Origin of the sequence: Sphingobium cyanobacteriorum (genome assembly GCF_030580935.1) — a bacterium.
Lineage (GTDB): Bacteria > Pseudomonadota > Alphaproteobacteria > Sphingomonadales > Sphingomonadaceae > Sphingobium > Sphingobium cyanobacteriorum.
On sequence record NZ_JAUQOM010000003.1, the window covers coordinates 92,363 to 118,219 of the forward strand.

General features: G+C 64.1%; 21 protein-coding genes and 2 tRNA genes. 11 read left to right on the top strand and 12 right to left on the bottom strand.

The annotated features are described in order from the left end of the window. Positions 1–30: 30 nt before the first annotated feature. Positions 31–1,131 (bottom strand): redox-regulated ATPase YchF, encoded by a 1,101-nt coding sequence (gene ychF / locus Q4610_RS08870; RefSeq protein ID WP_304535643.1) that lies wholly within the window; start codon positions 1,129–1,131, stop codon positions 31–33. A 133-nt stretch (positions 1,132–1,264) separates the two neighbouring features. Here ychF and Q4610_RS08875 point away from each other — a divergent pair, with 133 nt between their 5' ends. Continuing rightward, entirely contained in the window at positions 1,265–1,708 is a 444-nt protein-coding gene (locus tag Q4610_RS08875; protein ID WP_304535644.1) for a DUF983 domain-containing protein, read from the top strand. A 19-nt stretch (positions 1,709–1,727) separates the two neighbouring features. Here Q4610_RS08875 and Q4610_RS08880 read toward each other — a convergent pair whose 3' ends face one another. The 6 genes from Q4610_RS08880 to Q4610_RS08905 all read right to left on the bottom strand — a co-directional run bounded on the left by Q4610_RS08880 (position 1,728) and on the right by Q4610_RS08905 (position 7,411). After that, entirely contained in the window at positions 1,728–2,411 is a 684-nt protein-coding gene (locus Q4610_RS08880; RefSeq protein ID WP_304535645.1) for a DUF2490 domain-containing protein, read from the bottom strand. 104 nt (positions 2,412–2,515) lie between these two features. Further along, complete coding sequence (locus tag Q4610_RS08885; protein WP_304535646.1) at positions 2,516–4,144, bottom strand: alpha-D-glucose phosphate-specific phosphoglucomutase; 1,629 nt, start codon at positions 4,142–4,144, stop codon at positions 2,516–2,518. Positions 4,145–4,242: 98 nt separating this feature from the next. Beyond that, positions 4,243–4,812, bottom strand: a complete 570-nt coding sequence (gene pth, locus Q4610_RS08890; protein WP_304535647.1) for an aminoacyl-tRNA hydrolase — start codon at positions 4,810–4,812, stop codon at positions 4,243–4,245. An 81-nt stretch (positions 4,813–4,893) separates the two neighbouring features. Beyond that, positions 4,894–5,511 carry a 50S ribosomal protein L25/general stress protein Ctc gene (locus tag Q4610_RS08895; RefSeq protein ID WP_304535648.1) on the bottom strand — a complete coding sequence of 206 codons (618 nt, stop codon included), beginning with the start codon at positions 5,509–5,511 and terminating at the stop codon, positions 4,894–4,896. 111 nt (positions 5,512–5,622) lie between these two features. Beyond that, the gene (locus tag Q4610_RS08900) at positions 5,623–6,504 is read right to left on the bottom strand and encodes a TraB/GumN family protein (RefSeq protein ID WP_304535857.1); all 882 of its coding nucleotides are present in this window, start codon (positions 6,502–6,504) and stop codon (positions 5,623–5,625) included. A gap of 7 nt (positions 6,505–6,511) precedes the next feature. Further along, positions 6,512–7,411: a TraB/GumN family protein gene (locus tag Q4610_RS08905; RefSeq protein WP_425262549.1), complete on the bottom strand. Its 900-nt coding sequence runs from the start codon at positions 7,409–7,411 to the stop codon at positions 6,512–6,514. Positions 7,412–7,563: 152 nt separating this feature from the next. Here Q4610_RS08905 and Q4610_RS08910 point away from each other — a divergent pair, with 152 nt between their 5' ends. The 3 genes from Q4610_RS08910 to ppdK all read left to right on the top strand — a co-directional run bounded on the left by Q4610_RS08910 (position 7,564) and on the right by ppdK (position 13,732). Further along, a complete protein-coding gene (locus Q4610_RS08910; RefSeq protein ID WP_304535650.1) occupies positions 7,564–8,463 on the top strand; it encodes a glycine--tRNA ligase subunit alpha in 900 nt (299 codons plus the stop codon). Beyond that, positions 8,463–10,895 (top strand): glycine--tRNA ligase subunit beta, encoded by a 2,433-nt coding sequence (gene glyS / locus Q4610_RS08915; RefSeq protein ID WP_304535651.1) that lies wholly within the window; start codon positions 8,463–8,465, stop codon positions 10,893–10,895. Before Q4610_RS08910 ends, glyS begins: the two co-directional genes overlap by 1 nt. A 137-nt stretch (positions 10,896–11,032) precedes the next feature. Then, entirely contained in the window at positions 11,033–13,732 is a 2,700-nt protein-coding gene (ppdK, locus tag Q4610_RS08920; protein WP_304535652.1) for a pyruvate, phosphate dikinase, read from the top strand. A 53-nt stretch (positions 13,733–13,785) separates the two neighbouring features. On the opposite strand, the gene Q4610_RS08925 is transcribed toward ppdK, so the two are convergent. Next, positions 13,786–14,292 (bottom strand): hypothetical protein, encoded by a 507-nt coding sequence (locus tag Q4610_RS08925; protein ID WP_304535653.1) that lies wholly within the window; start codon positions 14,290–14,292, stop codon positions 13,786–13,788. 117 nt (positions 14,293–14,409) lie between these two features. Here Q4610_RS08925 and Q4610_RS08930 point away from each other — a divergent pair. Both Q4610_RS08930 and Q4610_RS08935 read left to right on the top strand, forming a co-directional pair. Beyond that, positions 14,410–14,486, top strand: a tRNA-Arg gene (locus Q4610_RS08930). 57 nt (positions 14,487–14,543) lie between these two features. Beyond that, positions 14,544–14,620, top strand: a tRNA-Arg gene (locus Q4610_RS08935). On the opposite strand, the gene Q4610_RS08940 is transcribed toward Q4610_RS08935, so the two are convergent. From Q4610_RS08940 to Q4610_RS08950, 3 genes are all read right to left on the bottom strand, one after another. Beyond that, positions 14,576–16,276, bottom strand: a complete 1,701-nt coding sequence (locus tag Q4610_RS08940) for a recombinase family protein (RefSeq protein ID WP_304535858.1) — start codon at positions 16,274–16,276, stop codon at positions 14,576–14,578. The two genes, Q4610_RS08935 and Q4610_RS08940, sit on opposite strands and share 45 nt — an antisense overlap. Positions 16,277–16,607: 331 nt before the next feature. Continuing rightward, positions 16,608–17,099, bottom strand: a complete 492-nt coding sequence (locus Q4610_RS08945; protein WP_125974206.1) for a type II toxin-antitoxin system YhaV family toxin — start codon at positions 17,097–17,099, stop codon at positions 16,608–16,610. After that, complete coding sequence (locus Q4610_RS08950; RefSeq protein WP_125974204.1) at positions 17,099–17,425, bottom strand: type II toxin-antitoxin system PrlF family antitoxin; 327 nt, start codon at positions 17,423–17,425, stop codon at positions 17,099–17,101. The genes Q4610_RS08945 and Q4610_RS08950 overlap by 1 nt, the downstream gene beginning before the upstream one ends. A gap of 259 nt (positions 17,426–17,684) precedes the next feature. Here Q4610_RS08950 and qatA point away from each other — a divergent pair, with 259 nt between their 5' ends. From qatA to qatD, 4 genes are all read left to right on the top strand, one after another. Next, complete coding sequence (qatA, locus tag Q4610_RS08955) at positions 17,685–19,643, top strand: Qat anti-phage system ATPase QatA (protein WP_125974202.1); 1,959 nt, start codon at positions 17,685–17,687, stop codon at positions 19,641–19,643. After that, complete coding sequence (gene qatB / locus Q4610_RS08960) at positions 19,643–20,527, top strand: Qat anti-phage system associated protein QatB (protein WP_125974200.1); 885 nt, start codon at positions 19,643–19,645, stop codon at positions 20,525–20,527. The genes qatA and qatB overlap by 1 nt, the downstream gene beginning before the upstream one ends. An 89-nt stretch (positions 20,528–20,616) precedes the next feature. Next, on the top strand, positions 20,617–21,873 hold the full coding sequence (gene qatC, locus Q4610_RS08965) for a Qat anti-phage system QueC-like protein QatC (protein ID WP_304535859.1): 1,257 nt from the start codon (positions 20,617–20,619) through the stop codon (positions 21,871–21,873). 8 nt (positions 21,874–21,881) lie between these two features. Continuing rightward, positions 21,882–22,634 (top strand): Qat anti-phage system TatD family nuclease QatD, encoded by a 753-nt coding sequence (gene qatD, locus Q4610_RS08970; RefSeq protein ID WP_125974196.1) that lies wholly within the window; start codon positions 21,882–21,884, stop codon positions 22,632–22,634. Positions 22,635–22,685: 51 nt separating this feature from the next. Here the strand turns inward: qatD and Q4610_RS08975 are convergent, their stop codons facing one another. Next, positions 22,686–23,231, bottom strand: coding sequence for a hypothetical protein (locus tag Q4610_RS08975; RefSeq protein WP_125974194.1), 546 nt, complete (start codon positions 23,229–23,231; stop codon positions 22,686–22,688). 502 nt (positions 23,232–23,733) lie between these two features. Here Q4610_RS08975 and Q4610_RS08980 point away from each other — a divergent pair. Beyond that, positions 23,734–25,815 carry a ParB/RepB/Spo0J family partition protein gene (locus Q4610_RS08980; RefSeq protein ID WP_125974192.1) on the top strand — a complete coding sequence of 694 codons (2,082 nt, stop codon included), beginning with the start codon at positions 23,734–23,736 and terminating at the stop codon, positions 25,813–25,815. Positions 25,816–25,857 lie beyond the last annotated feature (42 nt).

Here is a 25,857-nt window from a genome sequence, read left to right on the forward strand (position 1 = left end):
AGCGCAGGCTGGCATCTCAGGCGGCGATAGTCAGACGTTGAACCGGAACAGCATGATATCGCCGTCCTGCGTCACATAATCCTTGCCTTCCGAACGCCACTTGCCCGCTTCCTTGGCCCCGGCCTCGCCATTGAACTGGACATAGTCGGCATAGGCCATGGTTTCGGCGCGGATGAAGCCCTTTTCGAAATCGGTGTGGATCGCGCCGGCGGCCTGGGGCGCCTTGGACCCCTTGTGCACGGTCCAGGCGCGGGCTTCCTTCGGCCCGACGGTGAAGAAGGTGATGAGGCCCAGCAGTTCGTAGCCGGCGCGGATGATGCGGGCGAGACCGGCTTCGGTCAGGCCCAGCGCGTCAAGATATTCGGCGCGTTCCTCGACCGGCATGGTAACAAGTTCCGCCTCGATCGCGGCGGACACGATCACCGCCTTGGCATTTTCGGCGGCCGCCTTTTCGAACACGCGGGCCGAATGGGCGTTGCCGGTGGAGGCGCTGTCCTCCTCGACATTGCAGACGTAAAGGACCGGCTTGGCGGTGAGCAACTGCGCCTGCGCGAACAGGCGTTCTTCCTCCACGTCGCGCGGAACGGTCAGGCGGGCGGGCTTGCCATCGCGCAGCAGGTCGAGCGCCTGGCCGAGCACGGCGGCGGCCGCCTTGGCCTCCTTGTCGCCCTGCGCCGCCTTCTTGGCGAGATTGGGCACGCGCTTTTCAAGGCTTTCCAGATCCGCCAGCATCAATTCGGTCTCGACCGTCTCGGCGTCGGCAATCGGATCGACCTTGCCCTCGACATGGGTGATGTCGCCATCCTCGAAACAGCGCAGCACATGGACGATGGCATCGGTTTCGCGGATATTGGCGAGGAACTGGTTGCCCAGCCCTTCGCCCTTCGATGCGCCGCGCACCAGGCCGGCAATGTCGACGAAGCTGAGCTGCGTTTCGATGATCTTCGCGCTGCCGCCGATCTTCGCGATGGTCTGGAGCCGTTCGTCGGGTACGGCGACGCGGCCTTCATTCGGCTCGATCGTGCAGAAGGGATAATTGGCCGCCTGCGCCGCCTGCGTTTCGGTGAGCGCATTGAACAGGGTGGACTTGCCCACATTGGGAAGGCCGACGATACCGCAACGAAAACCCATTTGACTGCCTTATGAAGATCGGAAGGATTGGCGCGCCCGATAGCGCTTTGTGCGCGCAAAGGCCAGCCTTGGACAAAAGGCGCCATCGACATGGACGCCGGAACGGCGCAGGGGCGGGGAAACAGGAGGCGATATGGACGAACCGAAAGATGCATGCTGGACTGACCAGGCCGGTCGCCGCTGGCCCAGGCGTCCTGCCTATGAGACGGGCGTTCGCGGCCGCTGCCCGCGCTGTGGCCAGGGGCATATCTTCACCGGATTCCTGACGATGCGCGACCATTGCGAGGTCTGCGGGCTGGATTACAGCTTTGCCGATCCGGCCGACGGCCCGGCCGTGTTCGTCCAACTGTTCGCCTGCGTGCCGGGCGTCATCTTCATCCTGATGCTGGAAATCATGGCGCGGCCGCCGCTCTGGGTCCATCTGGCGGTCGGCGTGCCGGTGCTGATCCTGACCACCTTGCTGCCGATGCGCCCGATCAAGGGCTGGCTGATCGCCACCCAGTTCACCACCCGCGCGCAGGAGGCGGGGACCAGTGCGCTCTGGGCCAAGCTGCATGGGGACGACCGGCGGGAATAGGGCGGACCTGGACCGCCCATCAATGGCGGAAGAAAAGCGTCACCGACGCGACATGGTTGACGCGGCTGTTGCCCGCGCGCTGGTTGATGACCTGGTTGAGATAGCCGACCTCGATGGTCGATGCGCCGGGCAGGGCGAGCTCTGCGCCGACGAAGCTGCGTAGCTGGTCGAAGCCGGCCCGTGCCCCCCAATCGGTATCGTTCAGGGCCGCGAACCCTTCGGCATAGACCAGCGCATTGACGGCATCGCTGCCAGCCGTCAGCGGCTTTTCGTAGCGCAGCATTTCCCGCAGCCGCCAGCCCATGTCATCGCCGTCCGATCGCCAGCGCTGCTCCAGCCGGGTGCGCGATGACAGTTCGCCGCCCCAGGGCTTGCCCAGCGTCCAGTTGAGTTGCTGGAAACTGCGCTCTTCATTGACATCCCTGCCGCCCTGGGTCGGCACGACGACATGGGCGAAACCCTGATAGAGGGTGATGGCGGGCGAGAATTTCCAGCCGACCGCGCCACGGAACAGCGCCTGATCCACCCGCGACACGCCATCGCCGATGCGCGGCTGGATTTCCGCGAAATAGACGATCTTGCCTTTGACCGATCCCATCGCGGTCAGGTTGATCCAGAGCTGCTCATCCTCACGGGTAGCGGCGCGCGCGGGCAGGGCAAGCATAGCGAGGCAGGCGGACAGGCAGAGGGCAAGGCGGCGCATGGGGTTCCCGGCGATGGAAGGACAGGCGGCCTTCCTATCGCCGGTGCATGTCCGCCTTGTTGCCCGGTTGTGAGTTTATATCCCGCCTGCCCCTTGGCAACATGTCAGGTGATGACGCTCGGCCGGTCCATGCCCGTATGTCCCGCAATGTCCGCTACCTCCTGCGCCGCCGCGATCAGGGGAGCGAGCGCGTCGCCTGTCGCCAGTGCCAGTTCGCCCTTCGGCCCGACATAGCGTTCGATATAGACCCGCAACGTGGCCCCCTGCGTGCCGGTGCCCGACAGGCGGAATATGATGCGCGAACCGTCGTCGAAAAGGATGCGGATGCCCTGCTGGCGGCTGACCGACTGATCGGTGGGATCGACATAGGCGAAATCGTCTGCGCTTTTCACTGTGCCGCCGCTGTTGGGCGTGCCCGGCAATGCGCCCAGTTTTCCGCGCAGCGCCACCATCAGCGCGTCGGCGCAATCCTTGTCTATCCCCTCATAATCGTGACGGGCATAATAGTTGCGGCCATAGGTCGCCCAATGGTCCGCCATGATCGCCGCGACGCTCTGTTTGCGCACGGCCAGGATGTTGAGCCACAAGAGCACCGCCCAGATGCCGTCCTTTTCGCGCACATGGTCGGAGCCGGTCCCCGCGCTCTCCTCGCCGCAGATCGTCGCCATGCCGGCGTCGAGCAGATTGCCGAAGAATTTCCAACCCGTGGGCGTTTCGTAGAGCGGGATGCCCAGCTTTTCCGCGACCCGGTCGGCCGCGCCGCTGGTCGGCATGGACCGGGCGATGCCTTTCAATCCTGCGGCATAGCCCGGCGCGAGATGGGCGTTGGCCGCCAGCACGGCCAGCGAATCGGAAGGCGTCACATAGCAATGCCGCCCGATGATGAGGTTGCGGTCGCCATCGCCATCCGACGCTGCGCCGAAATCGGGCGCGTCGGGGGCCATCATCCGGTCATGGAGCGCCCTGGCATGGACCAGGTTGGGATCGGGATGATGATGGCCGAAGTCCGGGAGTGGCGTGCCGTTCAGCACCGTGCCGGCGGGCGCGCCCAGACGCCGCTCGAAAATCTCCACCGCATAGGGGCCTGTGACAGCGCTCATGCTGTCTAAGGCGAGGGTGAAGCCGCCCGCGATCTGCGCGCGGATCGCGGGAAAGTCGAACAGGCTTTCCATCAGGTCGGCATAGGCGGCCACTGGATCGACCACTTCGATCGCCATGTCGCCCAACCGGCTCGTTCCGATTGCGTCTATGTCCACATCCCGCGCATCGAGGATTTTATAGCGGTCGATGACCAGCGCGTGCGCGGCGATCGCGTCCGTCACCTTCTCCGGCGCGGGGCCGCCATTGCCGACATTATATTTGATCCCGAAATCCTCGTCCGGCCCGCCCGGATTGTGGCTGGCCGACAGGATCAGGCCGCCGAATGCGCCGGACGTGCGGATCAGGTGCGAGGCGGCGGGGGTGGACAGGATGCCGCCCTGACCCACCAGCGCCCGGCCAAAGCCGTTGGCGGCCGCCATTTTAAGGACGATCTGGATGACTTCGCGGTTCAGGTAACGGCCGTCCCCGCCCACCACCAGCGTCTGCCCCGCATGGCCGTCCAGGCTGTCGAACACCGACTGGACGAAATTTTCGGCATAATGGGGCTGCTGAAAGACCCGAACCTTCTTGCGCAGGCCCGATGTGCCGGGCTGCTGGTCCGAAAATGGCGTCGTGCTTACAGTTGAAATCACGCAAAGGCCCCTGACATGCTGTACGCCCCCACCTGTTATGGCCCCACCTGTTATGGCGTGCCGTCATGATGGGGACAACGCTTAAGCCGGGAGCTGGTTCAGTCCGCCAGCCGCAGAGCGACCTCGTTCATGAAGCGGGCCTCGTCATTCTTCGCCAGCCATTCCGCTTCCGCACCGATCGCGGCCAGCATGTCGGCCAGCGGGTCCATCTCGCTCTTGGCGTAATTGCCCAGAACATAGCCATGAACCTTGTCCTTGTGCCCCGGATGGCCAATGCCGATCCGCACGCGGCGAAAGTCATTGCCGATATGGGCGTCGGTCGAGCGCAGGCCATTATGCCCCGCATTGCCGCCGCCGCGCTTCACCTTGACCTTCATGGGGACAAGGTCGAGTTCGTCGTGAAAGACCGTGACGTCCTGCGGAGTCAGCTTGTAGAAGCGCATCGCCTCGCCGATCGACCGGCCGCTTTCGTTCATGAAGGTGGCAGGCTTGATCAGCAGGATCTTCTCCGGGCCGATCCGTCCTTCCTGTACCCAGCCCTGGAACTGCTTTTTGGGCGGGGAGAAGCGATACAGGTCCGCGATCAGGTCGGCCGCCATGAAGCCGACATTGTGCCGGTGCATTGCATATTGCAGCCCCGGATTGCCCAGGCCGGCCCAGATTTGCATCGTTCACGCTCCAAAGAAAATCCCGCCCGCCGGGTAGGCGGACGGGATCGAAATTTCCAGCCCGGAAGGCGAAAGCGGGATTTACTCGCCTTCGGCCGCCCCGGCTTCCGCTTCGCCTTCGGCGCTCTTGAGCGCGGAGGGTGCAACGACGGTCGCGATGGAGAAGTCCGTGTCCGCGTGCAGGGCAGTCGTGCCCTTTGGCAGGGTGACAGCGCTGATGTGCAGCGAATCGCCGACTTCCAGGCCGGTCAGGTCGACCACGACTTCGTCGGGAATGTTGGCGGCGTCGACGACCAGTTCGATGTCGTGCGCCACGACGTTCAGCACGCCGCCCTTCTTCAGGCCCGGCGAGGCATCTTCATTTTCGAAGCGCACAGGCACATGGACGTGAACGGTGGCATGTTCCGAAACGCGCAGGAAATCGGCGTGCAGCGGACGGTCGGTGACGGGGTGGAAGGCCACGTCCTTGGCGAGCGTGCGGACGGTCTTGCCGCCGACTTCGACCATGATGACCGAATTGAAGAAGTGGCCGGTGCCAAGCTGCTTGTTGAGGAGCTTTTCCTCGACATGGATCGACAGGGGTTCTTCATTCATTCCATAGATGACGGCGGGTACGCGGCCCTCACGGCGGAGGGCGCGGGAGGCTCCCTTGCCTGCCCGATCGCGTGCCTCGGCCGACAGCGTAAGCTGCTCGCTCATTGCGTGTCTCCAAAAGCAAAATTGATATACTTTCCCGCCACGCCTCCAGGGATGACCATCGCGGGAAGGCGGCCCTTTAGCAGAAAAGGGCGGGAATGCAAGAAGGCTGCATCACTGCACCCGCGTCACCGTAAACCCCCTGGCCTCCAGCAGGTCGATCAGATTTTCGCGTCCCGTCAGATGCCCCGCGCCCACCGCGATGAAGGGTTTGCCCTTCATCGGCTCGATCGCCTTCACCCAGTCGCGGTTGCGCGCGACCAGAACGGCTTCCTCCACCATCGGGTCGGGCTGCTCGCCAACCTCGTCCTCCTTGGCGATCGCGTCCATGTCGCCCTTCAGCCAGGCTTTGAGGATGCGGTCGTACAGGGCCTTCATCCCCTTGGCCTCATGCACGGTCTGGACCAGCAGGCGCGATTGCGCGGCTTCGGGAAGCGTGTCGAACGCGCCGAACTGGCGCTCGACCGTTTCCAGCCCGCCGATCGGCTTTTTCGCGGCCTTGAATGTTTCGATCAGCACCGGCTCCACGCCGTCATCCTGGCTGACGCCCAGGCTCTGCTGGCTGGCGGCGGACAACAGCATCGCCGCGGCCCAGCTTTCATAGCCCGACAGCAACTGGCTGTTGGTGCCGCCATCGGCCATCGCCTTGTCGAGCGCGGCCTTCTCTTCTTCCGGCACGCGCCGTTCCAGCGGCGGCAGGCCGGGGCTGCGGCCCATTTTTTCAAACAGGCCGAGCGTCTTTTGCTCGTCCTGCAAATCGGCGGCCTCCAGGATCAGCCGGTCAGCGCCCGCCATCGCCTGCCTGAGCGCCGGGGTGTCCCAGGCGACGCCCTTGGGCAGGACATGGATCGTGCCGAACAGCCATCCTTTCATCGCGCCACGCTGAACCTGCCACAGCGCCGGGCCGCTTTGCGCGGGCGGTGCTTCGGGGGCCTTGCTGCAAGCAGCGGCGATTGTGATGGTGAGGAGAGCGAGAAAGCGGGTTATCTTGCGCATCACGACGTCACTCCTTCACACGGCGCGTGGCGATGCCCAGCGCCTTCAACTGATCCTGCACGCTGCCCTTGCCGGCCAGATGGCCCGCGCCCACGGCGACAAAGACGGTGCCGGGCCGGTCCAGCCGCGCCCTGATCCATTTCGCCCAGTTGGCATTGCGCCCGGTCAGCAGCACCTGCGCCAGTTCCGGCGTCGCCTCCAGCGATTCGTTCATCATGGCGGCCAGCTTGTCGGGCTGGCCGGCTTGCCAATAGGTGAGCAGCTTGGCGAATTCGCTCTCCATCTCCGGCAGGCCGTCGACCGTGGCGTTCAGGAACTGTACCTGCTGCGCCATCGGCAGGCTGGCGAAGAAGCCGAGTTGCTGTTCCACCGTCTCCAGCGCTTCGACCCGCTTTCCGGCGGATTGTGCGGCGGCGCGCAATATTTTTTCCGCGCCGATGTCGCTCCTGTACCCCAGCCGTTCCAGCGGCGCGACCGACAGCGCCATACCGCCCATCCACGGGTTGAATGGCTCGAACGTCTGCCAGGGCAGGCCATTGGCCGCCATCGCCGCCTGATATTTCGCCCGCACCTCCGGGGTCAGCCGGTCGGACAGCTTAACGCCGTCCTTCGCCAGCGCCATCTGAGCCAGCGTAGCGCCCATCGCCTTGGGATCGTCCGGCTCGATGATCTCCAGCACCAGCTCGTCCGACCTGTCGAAGGCGCGCTTCACCTTGCCGTTGAACCAGTCGACGCCCGGCTTCATCACATGGACGGTGCCGAACAGATAGATGGTCGTGTCGGCGTCCTTCACGTGCCACAGGGCAGGGGTGGCGACCGGGGCGGGGCGGGCCTGCGCCGCGCCGCCGAGCAGCAGCAGGGCAGCGCCAAAAGCGGGCGCGAGCGCGCGAAACAGGGCGGGAAGCATCGTCATACCCCTTCCATGGGGAGCGTGGAGGCCAAGAGCAAGCCGCTTAACCCTGTTTTCCGCCGCTTTCCCTTGACCATGCCCTTGACCATGACAGTGCCATGCGCCAAGGCGCGCGACATCTGGACACCATCATTTGACAGGGACTATCCGTGGCCGAAGGCAAAATGCTTTCCTTCCAGGACTTGATCCTGACCCTCCATGCCTATTGGGGGAAGCAGGGCTGCGTCATCCTCCAGCCGCTCGACATGGAAGTGGGCGCTGGCACCTTCCACCCCGCGACCACCCTGCGCGCGCTGGGGCCGAACGCCTGGAACGCCGCCTATGTCCAGCCCAGCCGCCGGCCCACGGACGGCCGCTATGGCGAAAACCCCAACCGGCTCCAGCATTATTACCAATATCAGGTAATCATGAAGCCCAGCCCGGCGAACCTTCAGGAACTCTATCTGGGGAGCCTTGTGGAAATCGGCATCGACCCGCTGGTCCACGACATACGCTTTGTCGAGGATGACTGGGAAAGCCCGACCCTGGGCGCCTGGGGGCTTGGCTGGGAGGTCTGGTGCGACGGCATGGAAGTCACGCAGTTCACCTATTTCCAGCAGATGGGCGGTTATGACTGCAAGCCGGTCGCGGGCGAACTGACCTACGGGCTTGAACGGCTCGCCATGTATATTCAGGGCGTCGACAGCGTCTATGACCTGAAATTCAATGATGCGGGCGTCACCTATGGCGACGTGTTCCATGAAAATGAGCGGCAGATGTCGAAATGGAATTTCGAAGTCGCAGATACCGAAAAGCTGTTCCGCTGGTTCAAGGATTGCAAGGCTGAGTACGACCAGTGCATCGCCAATGATGTGCCGCTCGCCGCGTTCGAACAGGCGATCAAGGCGTCGCACACCTTCAACCTGCTCCAGGCGCGCGGCGTCATTTCCGTGCAGGAACGCGCCAGCTATATGGGCCAGGTCCGCGACATGGCGAAGGGCAGTTGCGAAGCGTGGATCGCCAGCAACGCCGATGATTGGAGCGAGAAATTTCCGGGGTGGACCGCATAATGACTGACTTCCTCCTCGAACTGCGGTGCGAAGAGATTCCCGCGCGGATGCAGCTAAAAGCGTCCGACGACCTTGCCCGGCTTTTCACCGAGGAACTGGCGAAGGCCGGCCTCAAGCCAGCCGCGATCGACAGTTTCGTGACGCCCCGCCGGCTCGCGCTGATCGCGCGCGGCCTGCCGCTGGAAACCGCGGCGGTGAGCGAGGAGCATAAAGGCCCGCGCACCAGCGCCCCGGCGCAGGCGCTCGACGGCTTCCTGCGCAAGACCGGCCTGACTCAGGACCAGTTGGAGGACCGCGACGGCGTCTGGTTCGGCGTCGTCAGCAAGCCCGGCCGCGCCACCGCCGATGTACTGGCGCAAGCTGTCCCACTCGTTGTTCGCGCTTTCCCCTGGCCCAAGTCGATGCGCTGGGGCGCCGCCAGCCAGACCACCGAAAGCCTGCGCTGGGTCCGCCCGCTCCAGGGCATCGTCGCGATTCTGGGCGAACAACTGGTCGATATCGAGATAGAGGGTGTGCGGTCCGGCTATGCCACGCTCGGCCATCGCTTCCACCATCCCGGTGAGATCACCATCGGCAGCGCGCAGGATTATGTCGAAAAACTGCGCGCCTGCCATGTCATCGTCAGCGCGTCGGAGCGGCAGGCGATCATTGCGGAAAGGGCTGCACAGGCCGCCGCCGCCCATGGCTACACCGTCATCGAGGACAAGGGGCTGGTCGCGGAAAATGCGGGCCTCACCGAATGGCCGGTGCCGCTGCTGGGCGATTTCGACCCGGCCTTCCTGGAGGTGCCGCCCGAAGTCATCCAGTTGACGCTGCGCATCAACCAGAAATATTTCGTGCTGCGGGACGGTGAGGGCAAACTCGCTCCCGCCTTCATCTGCACCGCCAATATCGAGGCGAAGGACGGCGGCGCGGCGATCATCGCGGGCAACCGCAAGGTGCTGGCCGCGCGGCTGAGCGATGCGCGCTTTTTCTGGGAACAGGACAAGAAAACGCGGCTGGAAGATCACGCCCGCAAGCTGGAACGCATCACCTTCCACGAAAAACTGGGCACAGTCGCCGACAAGGTGGAGCGGGTGGCAAAGCTGGCGCGCTGGCTGGTGGAGGAGGGGATCGTCAAGCCTTCCCCCACCGTCGCCCCGGCCCTTACCGTCACCCCAGCCCTTACCGTCACCCCGGCCACCCCCGTCACCCCAGCGAAGGCTGGGGTCGCAGGCGGCAGCGCGCCAACGCCTGAGATGCCAGCCGTCGCTGGCATGACGAAAGAGGAATTGACCGACCTCGCCGAACAGGCCGCGCGCCTGTGCAAGGCCGACCTCGTCACCGAAATGGTCGGTGAATTCCCCGAATTGCAAGGCATCATGGGCGGCTACTACGCCCGCGCCGAGGGCCTGCCCGACGCGGTGGCCGACGCCATTCGCGACCATTACAAGCCGGTCGGGCAGGGCGACGACGTGCCGACCGCGCCGGTCACGGTAGCAGTGAGTTTGGCGGATAAGCTGGATACTTTATGCGGTTTTTTCCTCATCAACGAGGCTCCGACTGGTTCGCGGGATCCGTTCGCTCTGAGACGTGCGGCTTTGAGTATATTGTCTCTGTTGAATAGAAGTGACCTACGGCTTCCTCTCAACAAGGCATTGGGCCAAAGCGAAGGCACGCATTTCCTAACTGCCTTGATGGGTGATATCGACTGGCATTCAAAATATGGGTTGGAAGTCGAGGATGATCGCAATTTCCGGGTCGAATATGAGAAGCGAGGACGTATCTTATACTATGGCGATAAGGTCATTGACGTAACCCCTGGCCCTCCCGTCAGCGCCCTGTATAACGGGGTCGATTGGGATGAACCCGATGCGGCTTCTCTCCTCGACTTCTTCGCCGACCGCCTCAAAGTCCAGCAACGCGAAGCCGGTGTCCGCCACGACCTGATCGACGCGGTGTTCGCGCTCGGCGGGGAAGATGACCTCGTCCGCCTGCTCGCCCGCGTCCATGCGCTCCAGTCCTTCGTCGCGACCGATGACGGCGCGAACCTGCTGGCGGGCTACAAGCGCGCCGCCAATATCCTCAAGAAGGACGCGCCAGCCACAGCCACATCCGTCACCCCAGCGAAGGCTGGGGTCGCAGGCGGTGACGCGCCGCCGCTCGCGATGCCAGCCTCCGCTGGCATGACATATGAGAAGGAACCCGCCGAAGCCGCGCTGATCGTCGCGCTCGACGCGGCCGAACCGCGCGCGGCGCAGGCGGTGGCGGACGAGCGGTTCGAGGAGGCGATGGCCGCATTGGCGACCCTGCGTGCGCCGATCGACGCCTTTTTTGAAACGGTGACGGTCAACGACGCCGATCCGGCCAAACGCGCCGCCCGCCTGGCCCTGCTGGCGCGGGTGCGTGACGCGGTGCACAATGTGGCAGACTTTTCGAAAATTGCGGGATGACGTGCTATAGCCTCGGTTGAGCGCGAAAAATCAGAAGTTAGGCGCGATAAAACTATTCCATCGTGCATTTCACCGCTAATTGCGGCAATATTGTTGCAGCGCACAAATTCGGCAATCAGTGCAGGGAGAGCCGGTAAATGGTTATGACGGAAGAGGCCCAGATGAACAGCAGTGTGACCCGCTATGTCTATCGCTTCGGCGGCGGCGTGAATGACGGAGGGAAGGGCGACAAGAATCTGCTGGGCGGCAAGGGCGCCAATCTGGACGGCATGGCCGCGATCGGCCTGCCGGTGCCGCCGGGCTTCACCATCACGACCGAAATGTGCACCCGCTATTATGAAGATGGCGGCCAATATCCCGAAAGCCTGAACGGCGAAGTCGCCAACGGCATCGCCCATATCGAAAGCGTGACCGGCAAGAAATTCGGCGATGCCGCCGACCCGCTGCTGGTGTCGGTCCGGTCGGGCGCGCGCATTTCCATGCCGGGCATGATGGACACGGTCCTCAACCTCGGCCTCAACGACGAAACCGTGCTGGGCCTGGCCGCCGCCAGCGGCGACGAGCGGTTCGCCTGGGACAGCTATCGCCGCTTCATCCAGATGTATTCGGACGTGGTGCTGGAACTCGACCATGGCGCGTTCGAGGAAGCGCTGGAGATCGCTAAGGAAGATAATGGCTACACGCTCGACACCGAACTGACTGCCGACGACTGGAAGGCGCTGGTCGCCGAATATAAGGCGCTGGTGCAGAAGCTGTGGAACAAGCCCTTCCCGCAGGATGTGCATGACCAGCTCTGGGGCGCGATCAACGCCGTGTTCGGATCGTGGCAGGCCGACCGCGCGAAGGTCTATCGCCGCCTGAATTCCATCCCCGGCGACTGGGGCACCGCCGTCAATGTGCAGGCGATGGTGTTCGGCAACATGGGCGACACGTCGGCGACCGGCGTTGCCTTCACCCGCGATCCCGCGACGGGCGAGAATGTCTATTATGGCGAATTTCTGATCAACGCGCAGGGCGAGGATGTCGTCGCGGGCATCCGCACGCCGCAATATCTGACGCTGGCCGCGCGGGAGCGCGCCGGGGCCAAGCCGCTGTCGATGGAAGAGGCGATGCCCGAAACCTACGCCGAACTGGCGCGGGTGTTCGACATTCTCGAAAAACATTATCGCGACATGCAGGACATCGAATTCACGGTGCAGCAGGGCAAGCTGTGGATGCTCCAGACCCGGTCGGGCAAGCGCACCGCCAAGGCCGCGCTCAAGATCGCGGTCGACATGGCCAATGAAGGTCTGATCACCCAGGAAGAAGCCGTCGCCCGCGTCGATCCCGCCGCGCTCGACCAGTTGCTCCACCCCACGCTCGATCCCACGGCACCGCGCGACGTGCTGACCAAGGGGCTGCCCGCTTCGCCCGGTGCGGCGAGCGGCCTGATCGTGTTCGACGCCGACACAGCCGAGCGGCGCAACGAACTGGGCGACGCCGTCATCTTGGTGCGCGTCGAAACCAGCCCCGAAGATATTCACGGTATGCACGCGGCCAAGGGCATCCTGACCGCGCGTGGCGGCATGACCAGCCACGCCGCCGTCGTGGCGCGCGGCATGGGCCGCCCCTGCGTGTCCGGCGCGGGCAGCCTGTCGATCGACAATGCCAACAAGATTTTGCGCATCGGCAATCGCGAGTTGAAGGAAGGCGACATCCTGACCATCGACGGCGCCACCGGCGAAGTGATGGCGGGCGAAGTGCCGACCGTGCAGCCCGAACTGGCCGGCGACTTCGGTGTGCTGATGGAATGGGCCGACAAGGTCCGTCGCCTCAAGGTCCGCGCCAACGCCGAAACGCCGCAGGATTGCAAGGTTGCGCGCGAATTCGGCGCGGAGGGCGTCGGCCTGTGCCGCACCGAACATATGTTCTTCGACGCGGCGCGCATCACCGCCGTGCGCGAAATGATCCTGGCCGACAGCGAAAAGGGCCGCCGTGCCGCGCTCGACAAGCTGCTACCCGAACAGCGGGACGATTTTGCGCAGATCTTCATGGTGATGGCGGGCCTGCCTGTCACCATCCGGCTGCTCGATCCGCCGCTGCATGAATTCCTGCCGCACGGTGAAGCCGAGTTCGAGGAAGTGGCCAGGGGTGCCGGCGTCAGCGTCGACACGCTCAAGCGTCGCGCTGCCGAATTGCATGAATTCAACCCGATGCTGGGCCATCGCGGATGCCGCCTTGGCGTCACCTATCCCGAAATCTACGAGATGCAGGCGCGCGCGATCTTCGAAGCCGCGCTGATCGTCAAGGCGCGGGGTGGCGAAGCCCCGATCCCCGAAGTCATGATCCCGCTCGTTGCCACGCGCAAGGAACTGGAACTGATGAAGGCGATTGTCGACAAGGCGGCGCAGGAAGTGTTCGCGGAGCAGGGCGCCTCGGTCGAATATCTCGTCGGCACCATGATCGAACTGCCGCGTGCGGCGCTCAAGGCCGGTGAAATCGCCGAAGTCGGCGAATTCTTCTCCTTCGGCACCAACGACCTTACCCAGACGACGATCGGGATCAGCCGCGACGATGCCGGCCGTTTCCTGACCCAATATGTGGACAAGGGCATTTTCGCCCGCGATCCGTTCGTCAGCATCGATGTGGAGGGTGTGGGCGAACTGATCCAGCTCGCCGCCGAACGTGGGCGCAAGACCCGCCCCGACATCAAGCTCGGCATCTGCGGCGAACATGGCGGCGATCCGGCCTCCATCGCTTTCTGCGAAGCGACCGGCCTCGATTATGTATCCGCATCGCCCTATCGCGTGCCGATCGCCCGCCTGGCGGCGGCGCAGGCCGCCCTGGCGAAGAAATAAGACGGGCAGGGCGGGAGGCAACTCCCGCCCTTTTCGGTTCAAGTCGGCCCCGGTCAGACCGGGGTGGTAACGCGCCCGAACAGGCCGCGCTTGTGGCCCCTGTTCAACTCGGCGTCCAGTTCGGCGGCCTGACCGCGCCAATCTTCATGCGCGATCGTGCCGGGCTTCAGCCCCAGCCGGGCTTCCAGTGTCGCTTCCTGTTCGGCGTTCAGGCTCGCGATCTGGCCATAGCGGTGATAGCCCGCCTCGTTCAGCGCTATTTCCTGCGGCTGGCTGATGCCAGTGATACGGCTCAGATCGTCGCGGCCATGGACCGCCCCTGCAACCGCCGTGGCGGTGCCGGGACCGATAGGGCCGGCCGACTGCCGCTCCAGTTCGGCGATCCGTGCATTGGCCGCCTCCAGCCGGCTGTCCCGATCCTTGATCGCTTCGCGATGGGCGATCTGTTCGTCGCGCCACAGGCGGCGATATTTGCCTCGCCCGCTCATCATCAGGCCTAGCAGCCACCCGATCGCCAGCGCGATCAGCAGCAGCACCAGTTCGTTCAGCGTAAAGCTCATTTCCGCATCCTCCTGCGCGATTGAACGAGGGAGAGGGGATAAAAGTTGCCGGGTCGCAAAAGTGCAAAAAAAGGGGCTTGCCCAATCTGCCGGACGCTTCTATCTGCGCGTCTCCACGCACCCGTAGCTCAGCTGGATAGAGCATCAGACTACGAATCTGAGGGTCGGGCGTTCGAATCGCTCCGGGTGCACCATTATTCCAGAAAGACTATCGGGTCTGGCTTGCAGCCGCGATCGACCGTCTTTCCTGCGCACCCGTAGCTCAGCTGGATAGAGCATCAGACTACGAATCTGAGGGTCGGGCGTTCGAATCGCTCCGGGTGCGCCATTTCGGTTCAAAGGCACGAACGCCTAGCACCGCCGCCTCTACGCCGGAGGCGGCGGTTAGCGTTCGGAGCAGCTCGCTCCGCAGCCCACGGATGCGAACCTCTTTTCGGCTCACGACTTCCACACGTTGCGCAACCGCCCGCACCTGATCGCGGGCGAACGTGCCGTCGCCGTTCCGCAGCTTCTTGCGCACGGCGGCCGCAAAGGCGCGCAGGCTTTCCGGCGTGATCGCGGGGCCGATCTTTACGATGTGCGCCACCGCGCGCTCGGCATCCCCCTTGGCCTGGTCGCGCGTCGCGGTCAGCTCGGCGATGCGATCCTTGAGCGACGGGTCGCTTACGTCGATGACGCCATTCTCGATCGCGTCGTAAAGCCGCTTGAGCTTCGCTTCCGCCTCGGTCGCACGCCGCTCAAGATCGGCGACATGCTGGCGGCGCTGGTTCACCCACTCGTCGCGCCGTTCGAGGATCTGATCCATCAGAGCTTCGAGCCGCGCCGGGTCGAGCAGCCGCGCTTCGAGATGGTCGACCACGGCCCTGTTGAGCTGGTCCATCGGCACGGTGATGCCAGGACAGCCGGTCGCGCCCTGCCGCGCCTTCGTCGAGCAGGTGTAATAGCGATATTCCCGGCCGACGCTGCTGGTGCCTGTGCGCAGCGTCATCGCGCCGCCGCAGCACGCGCAGAAGCAAATGCCGGTGAGCAGCGTCGGCCCACCCACCGCCATCGGCGCCATCATCTTCGGGCTGCGCGCCTTGAGCGACCGCTGGACCGCCTCGAACTCCGCTTCCGAGACGATCGCCGGCACTTCCATGACGGCGTGCTCGGCCTCGGGCTTGGGCGTCCTGGTCTTGTGATCGCGCGTGTTGAAGCGGTGCTGGCCGATATAGGTCGTGCGTGTCAGCACCATATGCACCGCGCCGAGACCCCATCGCCCGCCATCGCGCGTGCGGATGTTGTTCTCGTTGAGCCACGTCGCGATTGACTTGAGCCCCATCGGTCCCCGGTCACCGACACCATTCAAAGCCATGCGGTAGATGCGCCGCACCGTCTCGGCCTGGATCGGGTCGATCTCCAGCTTCTTCTTGATCTTCGCGCCGCGCTCCCCGGCTGCAACCACGCGGTAGCCGATCGGCGCCCGCGCCCCGTTCCAGAAGCCCTGCCGGGCGTTCTCCTTCATCGCACGCAGCGTGTGCTTGCCATTCTCCTTCGATTGATATTCGTCGAACAGCGTCATGATCTGGCGCATCATGATGCTCATCGGATCGTCGCCCAAGTCCTGCGTGATCGAGACGAGCTTCACCCCGTTCTTCGCCAGCTTGCGGACGTAGAACTCGAACTGGAACTGGTCGCGGAAGAACCGCGAGAAGCTGTGGACGACGATGACGGTGAATGTCGGCGGCTTCGTCATCGCCGCGTCGATCATCGCTTGAAAGGCAGGTCGGCGATCGTCCGTCGCGGTGTTGCCCGGCTCGACGAACTCGGCCGCGACTTCCCAGCCGCGCGAGAGGCAGTAGCCTTCGATCTGGCGGCGTTGGTCGGGAATCGACAGGTCGCTCTCGGCCTGCCGGCCGGTCGAGACCCGGAGATAGAGCGCGGCGCGGGCGATCGCCACGACCGGCGCCTCATCCTCATCTCGTCGCAGGGCGGCGCTGGTCATGACGCTTCACTCCTCACTTCACGGCAGCGGTCCGAACAGCTTGTCCAGCTCTTGCCGCATATGGCCTTCGATCGCGCGCAGCTCGGCGTCGCCGATCGGAACTTGCTCTGGCCAGTCGTCGGTGACGACGATCGGCCCATCATCCTCGCGCACCGGACGCGAAGCACGGCGCGGAGTGACGCGGTTGATGTAGTCGTGCAGGTCATCCGGGCTTTCGGCCCAGCGACGAGGCGCGCGCCGGCGGAGCTTACGCGGAAGGGCCATGTGCTGACCGTGCAGCACGAGCGGTCTTCGGGCAAACGACGCCACACGGTGTAGCGCAGATAAGTGCTCACGGCGTGTCCGGCGACGCCGCCTCCAGTCGTTCGCGCGCGCTCGTATCGTTCGCCGCCTTCAGCAGCGCTTCCCACGAATCGGGTGGATTGCCCTTGTCGAGCATCTTGCGGAACACGGCATAGGCGTCCGACTTCGCGCCATACGTGCGCAGGGTCGTCTCGTCGTTCACCCAGGCAAAGATGATGATCTTCGCGCTGGTGCTGTAGCGGAAGAACAAGCGGAACCTGCCGCCGCCAAACTTCGCCCGGAACCAATGCTTGCGGTCGTCGCCAAGCGTGCCGCCCTGGCGATACTCCGGGCGCGTGGGGTCTTGGGGAATGGTCTCGAATACGAGCTGGCGCAGCGCGGCGAGCAGTTTCGCATTGGCCGACTTGCGCCAACCGCGCGGGTCTTTCTGCCGCGAGCGCGCAACGGCCGTCCCCAGCTTCTCGAACTGATCGAGAAACAGCGGATGGGCAAAGAGCTGCCACCCGTTGACCGTCATCATCAGAGATCGACATCGCCGTCGATCGGCGCGTCGAGATCGACCTTCACGCCTTCCGTCAGAGCCGCAATGCGCTGGGCCAGCGCGGGAGATAGCGCCGTCAGCGCCTCGGGCCGGCGTTTGATATCCTCGGCCAGAAACGTCAGAAAGCTGTCGATCGCCGGATCGTCATGCTCGGCATCGGCGCGATGCACCGACACGCCATGCTCATCGACGCGGAAAGCGATCTTGCCGCCGTAATCGACGCCGAGCGCCTGGCGGACGGACTTCGGAATCGTCGTCTGGCCCTTGGCGGTGATGGTGCTGATTTCTTCGAGCAGCGCGGGCATGGCTCATCTCCTCTGCCCGCTGAATGTAAGGAAAACGCATTACATTGTCAAGGTGGAGCCTTCCACCGGCATCACATCCTCCTGAAAGTCCTTCCCGGTGAAGCAGGTCCGATAGAAGAGGAACTGCTTGGTTGCGTCTCGTTGGACTTGCCCAAGGCCGGGCAGAACATATGGCGAAGCCTATCTTCTTCCGGCAGTGTTGCGTGCGGGGGCTTCACTATTACAACCGCTGCGAGTCGCGGGGGAGGACGGGGGCGGGATGATTCTCACTGACAATGAGACAAGGGTCGACCTCCTCAACAATGAGGCGATCGCCAAGACTATCATCGAGCTGCTACGCGAAAAGCCCGAGCGCGCCGTGACGATCGGCGTTCACGGCGACTGGGGTGCGGGCAAATCCAGCATTTTGGAGATGATCGAAAACGGCCTCAGTTCGGATGAGGACGTGCTCTGCATCAAATTCAACGGATGGCGCTTTCAAGGATTCGAAGACGCCAAAATCGCGCTGATCGAGGGCATCGTCACCGGGCTTATCGAAAAACGCCCGTTGCTCACTCAAGCCGGCGTAGCCGTGAAAGACATCTTCCGGCGGATCGACTGGCTAAAGATCGCGCGGCACGGGGGCGGACTCGCTTTCACCGCATTCACTGGCATTCCCACAGCCGATCAGATCGGCGCGGTGGTCGGCACCTTGAAGGGGATCTTCTCCGATCCCTCAAAACTCGCCACGCAGGAGAATTACGACAAAGCGATCGACGGTGTGCAAGGTCTGCTGAAGCCAGGAGAGTCGAAAAATGTGCCGGAAGAGATCGAGGCATTCCGGAAAGCTTTTGACGATCTGCTCAAGCAGGCGGGTATCAAGCAACTGATCGTCCTCATCGACGATCTCGACCGCTGCCTGCCGGACACGGCGATCGAAACGCTCGAAGCCGTCCGGCTGTTCGTCTTCACCGCCCGCACCGCGTTCATCGTCGCGGCCGATGAGGCGATGATTGAATATTCGGTGCGTAAGCATTTCCCCGAACTGCCGGACACGACCGGACCCCGCGACTATGCGCGCAACTATCTCGAAAAGCTGATCCAGATTCCGTTCCGGATTCCGGCTTTGGGCGAGACCGAAACCCGTATCTACGTCACCCTGTTGCTCATCGGTGCCGAGCTGGGCGAGGACGATCCCGCTTATTCGGCGCTCATCACCGTCGCGCGTGAATTGCTCAAACGGCCTTGGCAAACAGCCGGGCTCGACGCGCAGACGGTCAAGACCGCCTTGGGCGACAAAGCCAGCAAGGTCCAGAACGCGCTCACCTTGAGCGACCAGATCGGTCCGATCCTGGCCAGCGGCACTCAGGGCAATCCGCGGCAGATCAAGCGCTTCCTGAACACCCTGCTGCTACGCCATCAGACCGCGCTCGCCCGCGGCTTCGGAGAAGAGGTGAAGCTGCCCGTTCTGGCGAAGCTTATGCTGGCCGAACGGTTCCTCTCTAGATTGTTTGACCAGATCGCCAGCGCCGCCGCCCGCGATCCGGACGGCCGCTGCGTAGATTTGGCGGCGCTTGAAGCCGCTGCGTCGGAGGAGAAGCCAGCCCCCAAGGCGAAGCGGGCCGGGCCTAAGATCAGTTCCACCGATGACGCCAAGCCGACCGCCGTGCCGGACTCTAAGGACAGCGCTATCCTGACGGAATGGAAGGCGGCCGACGCGATACGGGCCTGGGCGCGGCTGTCACCGGCCTTGGCCGAAGTCGATCTGCGCCCCTATCTGTTCGTGACCAAGGATCGAAAGGACTATTTCGGCGCGGCCTCCGTCCTCGGCCGTCTCGCCGCTGTGGTCGAGAAGCTGCTCGGCCCGAAACTCGCTGTCCAGGCGTTCGAAGGTGAACTCAAGCAACTCGTTCCGGCTGAGGCCGCGCAGGTCTTCGAGGAGCTGCGCGGCCGCGTCATGGGCGGAGACGCCTTTGATACCGTGCCGCCCGGCATCGACGGACTCGCGGTGCTGGTTCGCGCGCATCCGACGCTTCAAGCCAATCTTCTCGACCTGCTAGAAGCCTTACCGGCCGATCGGTGCGGGCCGTGGCCCGCGTCGGGTTGGGAGGGCGTCGTCAAGGATTCCGACGCCGTGGTTCGCTTCGAGAAGCTACTCCAGGGATGGTCAACCTCCGGTTCGTCCTTCTTGAAGCCGACGGCGAGCGCCGCGCTTCGCACGCGGAAAGGTGGGCGCTGATGGGCACCTCGAACGCCTATGAGGGTGCGGGCGGAGGCACGCCGCTAATTCCGAGTTGGTTGCAGGGTGACGGCGACGGCGGGTCCGGCGCGGGCGCGGGGGATGGCGACGGGGCGCTACCGTCGTCACCTGATGGAACACCCCCAGCAGTTCCTCCAGCACCAGCGCCTCGGCCCACCGCGCCAGCAGGTGCATCGGATCGGTTCACGTCGGCGCGAAACAATTTCACTCGCTTCGCAAGCTCGGGTGGCAGCGACCGTCGGAGCCTCGGTCGCGCGGTCTCGCAATATGTGTCCAAATCGGCAGGCGGTTCGCGCCAGGCCGCGCAACGTATGGGCTCATCGCGCGGCGCCGGCGCCGGGCTCGTCCGGTTCCTCAACGACGCTAGCGCCAATGGCGTTCGCGAAGCGCTGCGAACGCTTAATCTGGAAAGCCTCGCCGGGCGGCCGATCGAGGAAGTGTTCGCCGGCCTCGCCGACTATATCTGCCCCGAAGGCGGGTCGATCGACGAGGGCATCGCACGAGACGCCTTCGTAGAGACGATCGCCGACCTCGCTGGCGCGGGCATCACCGACATCGACGCTCTCACGCCGGGCCAGATTCAGACTGTCTTCGAGCTATACGCCACCCACGCGATCGAGGCCCGCATCTGCAACGACATCGGCACCAAGGTCGTGACCTTGCCCGCTGATCCGCGCGCGGCCGAGAGGGTTCAGGCGCAACTGCGTGATTTCATCCAGCGTGGTGTCAGCGACGCGATCAACGCCGCAGGGGTCAACATCCAGTCGCTGACCCCTGATGCGGTGATGGGCTTCGTGACCGACGTCTATCAATCCGCCTTCGACGTGTTGCAGACGATGGGCGACGGGGAGGCAGCGAAATGAGGCGCCATGTCATCATCGGCCGTTTCGGGCCGGACGATAAGACCCGCGTCCCGAAGGCGCGCGACGAGGTTGTATCGACCTTGCAGTTGGTGGCGGGCAAGCGTCTCGATCATGGGATCGGCCGCGCCTTGTCCGACCTTAAGGCGCTGCACCTGACCCCGAGCGAGATCGGCGCAGACATGCTCGTCGTCGCGGCCCATGTTCATGCGGCGGACACCCGCATCTCCCGCTCCACGGAATCGCAGGACGCCTGGACGCGCGAGATTCGGCTGGTCATCCCCGTTAGCGATCCGGTGCGATGGACAGCCGCCGCGCCCATCCTGGTCCGCGCCCTGAACTTTCTGACCGGCGACAGATGGGATGTGGGTTTCCGCAAACGGGCCAAGGGCTATGCGCCGCTGGTTCCCGTCGCGGCACCCACCCTTATTCCAGCCCCGTTCGATGGCGTGAGTCTGTTCTCCGGTGGCTTGGACAGCCTGATCGGCGCGATCGACAGCTTGAATGCCGGCGAGACGCCGCTTCTGGTCAGCCATGCCGGCGAAGGACTGGTGAGCAAGTCGCAGGAGCAGTGCTTCGACGGTTTGAAAACCGCTTATAAAGCATCTGCCTTCGATCGGCTGCGGGTGTGGATGAGCTTCGATAGCGGGTTTGTCGAGGATGTCGGATCGGAGGACACCACACGCGGTCGATCCTTCCTGTTCTTCTCGCTGGGTGTCGCCGCCGGCACCGCGCTCGGCCGCGCCTTCGTGCTCAAGGTTCCCGAGAACGGTCTGATCGCGCTCAACGTGCCGCTCGATCGGCTCCGGCTCGGTGCGCTCAGCACCCGAACGACGCATCCTTTCTACATGGCCCGGTGGAACGAATTGCTCGGTGCGCTTGGTGTCGAAGGGAAGGTCGAGAATCCCTATTGGGACAAGACCAAGGGGGAAATGGTCGCCGAGTGCGCCAATCCGACCCTGTTGAAGCAGCTCGCCCCGCTGTCGCTATCGTGTTCATCACCGACGAAGGGGCGTTGGACCAAGAAGCCGCAGGGGCACTGCGGTTACTGCCTGCCATGTCTCATTCGGCGGGCCTCTCTGCGAGGCAGGGATTCGACAGTTTACGGCGTGCCCGACCTGAAGACTGCCACATTAGACACCAGGCAGGCCGAAGGTCAGCAGGTTCGATCCTTCCAGATCGCGATCGCGCGGCTATCGAAGCGTCCGGAACTCGCCAAAGCCCTCATCCACAAGCCGGGGCCGCTCTATGATGATCCCACCCGCCACGATGGCCTGGCCGATGTCTATCGCCGCGGACTGGAGGAGGTTGGGCGCTTGCTGACTGGCGTTCGCGCCGCACCGTCGTAAGAGGCTCCATGCGATCGGGTCTAGTCGATTTTCATTGTCACCTCGATCTCTACCCCGACCACGCGGCCGCGGTGGAGCGTTGCGAGCGCGATGGCGTTTTCACCCTCACCGTAACCACCACGCCCAAGGCTTGGCCGCGAAACCACGAAGTGGCGTCCGCCACGCGTCATGTTCGGGCGGCTCTCGGCCTGCATCCTCAACTGGTCGCCGAACGCGCTCATGAGATCGGGCTATGGGAGGAATTGCTGCCGCGCACCCGCTATGTCGGCGAGGTCGGGCTGGACGCTGGCCCGCGGTTCTACAGGTCGTTCGAGACGCAGAAGGAGATTTTCGCTCGCGTGCTAACGCTGTGTGCGGCGGCGGGGAACAAGATCGTCACGACGCATAGCGTCCGCGCGACCAAGGCCGTCCTCGATATGATCGAGCAATACATGCCGCCCCCGCGTGGGCGCGTGGTGCTTCATTGGTTCACTGGCACCGCAGCAGAGGCCAAGAGAGCAGTCGATCTCGGCTGCTATTTTTCGGTGAACGCGGAGATGCTCGCGAATGAGAAGCGCGCGGCGATAACCAAGGCGCTCCCGTTGGATCGCGTTCTGACGGAGACTGATGGGCCATTCACTCAAACCGACGCCCGCCCGACCACGCCGAGCGATGTCTGGATCGCTGTCGAAGGTATGGCGCGTCTGCATGGAACGCCGCCCGCTGATATGTCCGCCACGATAATGCGGAATCTCAAAAGCCTGCTTGTAGAACAAGCGTAGACGCCACCCGTAGGATCGAAGCTCTATCGCGCTGGCTGGGTAGAGGTCGTCTCAGATTTCGTTGTCCTGCTCGCGCCGCAATTCTCTAATGCGCTCGATAACGGGTGAGCTGATCGTGGGGCGATTGATGTCGCGGAACAGCCGATTGACCTTGATGACACCAGAGTCCTCAAGGATCATCCGGCGAGTTTCTCTCCAATCCCGTTGGAACTGCGCGAGACGCGCTTGACGTTCGCTTTCGGGCAGGTCGCGCAGGTCTTCCACACCCATGAAAAGCGCGGTGCAATGGGCGCCCAGTTCCTCGTCTATATAGAGGACGCTGCGCGTTGTATGTTCCGCGATCGGCATGATGGCTGCGGAGATCAGCTCGTGCCGCTCGGCCGCCGACAGTTTCGTATTGTCGATCACTTCGTTCGCGATCCGGTGGCTCTCAAATAGGATATTGATAAGCGAGTCGTAAGCTTCGAGGCGCTTGCCGAAGATCGCCGCTGCGAATTGTTCTGCTCTTTGCCGTCGTCTCAATAACTCTCCCAAGATGATGCCCAGAGGAACACCCACGAGACCGATCAGTGCTCCGGTTAATTGTGACCAGTCCATAGACTTTCCCCAAGCTAATAGCCCTGACCCGGGCGCAATCCGATTCCGCCCGCTGTATTCTAATCCACCTCGCTTCAGTGCGCGGATGGTGTCTTTTTGCTGCTATCATTTTCCGGTTTGAGGGGGAAAGCTTTCCCCTGCTGGCGAGCCCCAGGCGGGTCTCGCCAGACCCCTTCTAGCGGGGACACCCCGCAACGCCCCGCTCGGCGTGTTCACGCCGAACCGTAAATCCGCCCCGGCGGATTTGGGTCTTTCCCATGCTGCGGAGATCGGGCCAGGGCTGCGCCGGCCCGATCGCGTCTGGTCGTTGCTCACTCCGTCTGTGGGGTGGGCGACGCTTCCCTTTAGGCCCGCCGCGCCGGGCCGCAACGCGCGTGCCGCGCTTACCTCCTCTGCGTTCCGGTCCTTCGGATGCTGCCCGGCTCTGCCGGCGGGCCTTCCGGTCGCTCTTTCGCCGCCCACCCCATTCCGGGGTGTGTGTGGTTTTAGAAGGAGTAGTGTGATGAACGCTGTTACCGAAACCGTTGCCGCCGAGCCTGTCTCGGGCGTCGAGATTTTCGTGCCGCTCGCCAAGCTCAAGAAGTCCCCGCGCAATGCCCGCAAGGTGCCGCATGGGGAAGCCGCTATCGAGGCGCTGGCCGCTTCGATTCAGCACAAGGGGCTGATCCAGAACCTTGTCATAGAGCCGGAGGTTAAGGAGGACGGAACGCCGACCGGCTACTACCTCGTAACCGCCGGCGAAGGCCGCAGGCTGGCGATGCTGTTGCGCGCCAAGCGCAAGCAGATCAAAAAATCGGAACCCGTGCGCTGCTGGCTCGATACGCAGAACGATCCCGGCGAGATCAGTCTGGACGAGAACGTGACCCGGACGCCGATGCACCCCGCCGATCAGTTCGAGCGGTTTGCGGAGCTTTCCAGCGACAAGGGCTGGGGAGCGCAAGAGATCGGCGCGCGGTTCGGCGTGTCGGCTTCCGTGGTGAAGCAGCGGCTTCGCCTTGGCGCTGTCTCGCCCAAGCTATTGCAGGTCTATCGCGAGGATGGCCTTACGCTGGATCAGCTTATGGCCTTCGCGATCACCGAGGATCATGCCCGGCAGGAGCAGGTGTTCGAGGGTCTGCACCACAATCGCGAGCCGTGGATCATCCGGCGCGACATGACCGCGAGCAATGTTCCGGCGACCGACCGGCGCGCGGTGTTCGTCGGGGCCGACGCCTATATCGAGGCGGGCGGCAATATCATCCGTGACCTGTTCAGCGAGGATCGGGGTGGCTTTTTCGAGGACGCTGGCTTGCTGGACATGCTCGCGACCGAGAAGCTGCGCGAGATCGCGAGCGAGGTTCAGGCCGAGGGCTGGAAATGGGCCGAAGCCCATATCGACTATCCCCACGCCCACGGGATGCGGCGCTTCTATCCGCAGACCGTCGCCCTGTCCGACGAGGACGAGGCGCGGCTGGAGGCGCTGTCCATCGAGTATGACGAGCTTGCCGAGGGCTATTCGTCCTATGACGAGATGCCCGAGGATGTGGCGGCTAAGCTGGAGGCGGTGTCCGACGAGATCGACGCCATTTCGGCCAAGCGTTACGCCTACGACGCCAATGTGATCGCGCATGGCGGGGTGTTCGTGGTGTTGAACCATGACGGCGTTCCCCGTCTCGAGCGCGGTTTCGTTCGTGCCGAGGACGAGGCGCTGGCCGACCCGCAGCCCGAGGATGAGGGCGAAGGCGAAGCCATCGACCCGCAGGCCGTCGCGGACGAGCAGGCCGACGACGGCGACGACGACGAACAGGAGATCGAGGAAGAGGACGAGGAACCGGGCAAGCCGATTTCCGACAGCCTCACCCGCGACCTGTCCGCCTACCGGACGCTGGCGCTTCGTGTTGCGCTGGCCGAGAGGCCCGATCTGGCGCTGATCGCCTTGACCCACACGCTCACGGCGCAACTGTTCTACAGCTACACCGAGGCCGGTTGTCTTGAGGTTCGTCCAACCGTGACGCCGCTGGGCAGTCATGCGGACGGGATCGAGGACATGCCGCTTGCCGCCAAGGCGAACGAGGCGCGCGAGGCGTGGGCCGAGCGGATGCCGCGTGACGTGGCCGACCTGTGGGGCTTCATCGTCGGGCTGGACGACGAGAAGCGGCTGGCGCTGCTGGCGCATTGCGCGTCCCGCACCGTCAACGCCCTGCGGCTGCCGTGGGACCGCAAGCCCCGTTCGCTGCAAACGGCGGACAGGCTGGCGAGCGCGCTGGCGCTGGACGTGGCGAAGGACTGGACGCCTACCGTGGACAGCTACCTTGGCCGCGTCACCAAGGCGCATATCGTGGAGGCCGTTACCGAAGGCGTGTCAGAGGACGCCGCCCGCCGTATCGTCGACATGAAGAAGCCGGACATGGCGCAGGCGGCCGAGCAGCTTCTGGCCGGGACCGGATGGTTGCCCGCGATCCTGCGGACCCCCGAGCCGGGGGCGGATCAGTCCGCACCCGTCGAGGCCGAGGATGGCGGCATCGTGGAGCAGCCGTCCGAAGCGGAGTCCCCCGATACCGGAGCGCAGGACGGCGAAGCGTCCTACGCCGTCGCCGCCGAATAGCGGCATTGGGCCGGGGCCGCGCGAGTGGTCCCGGCCTTCCTT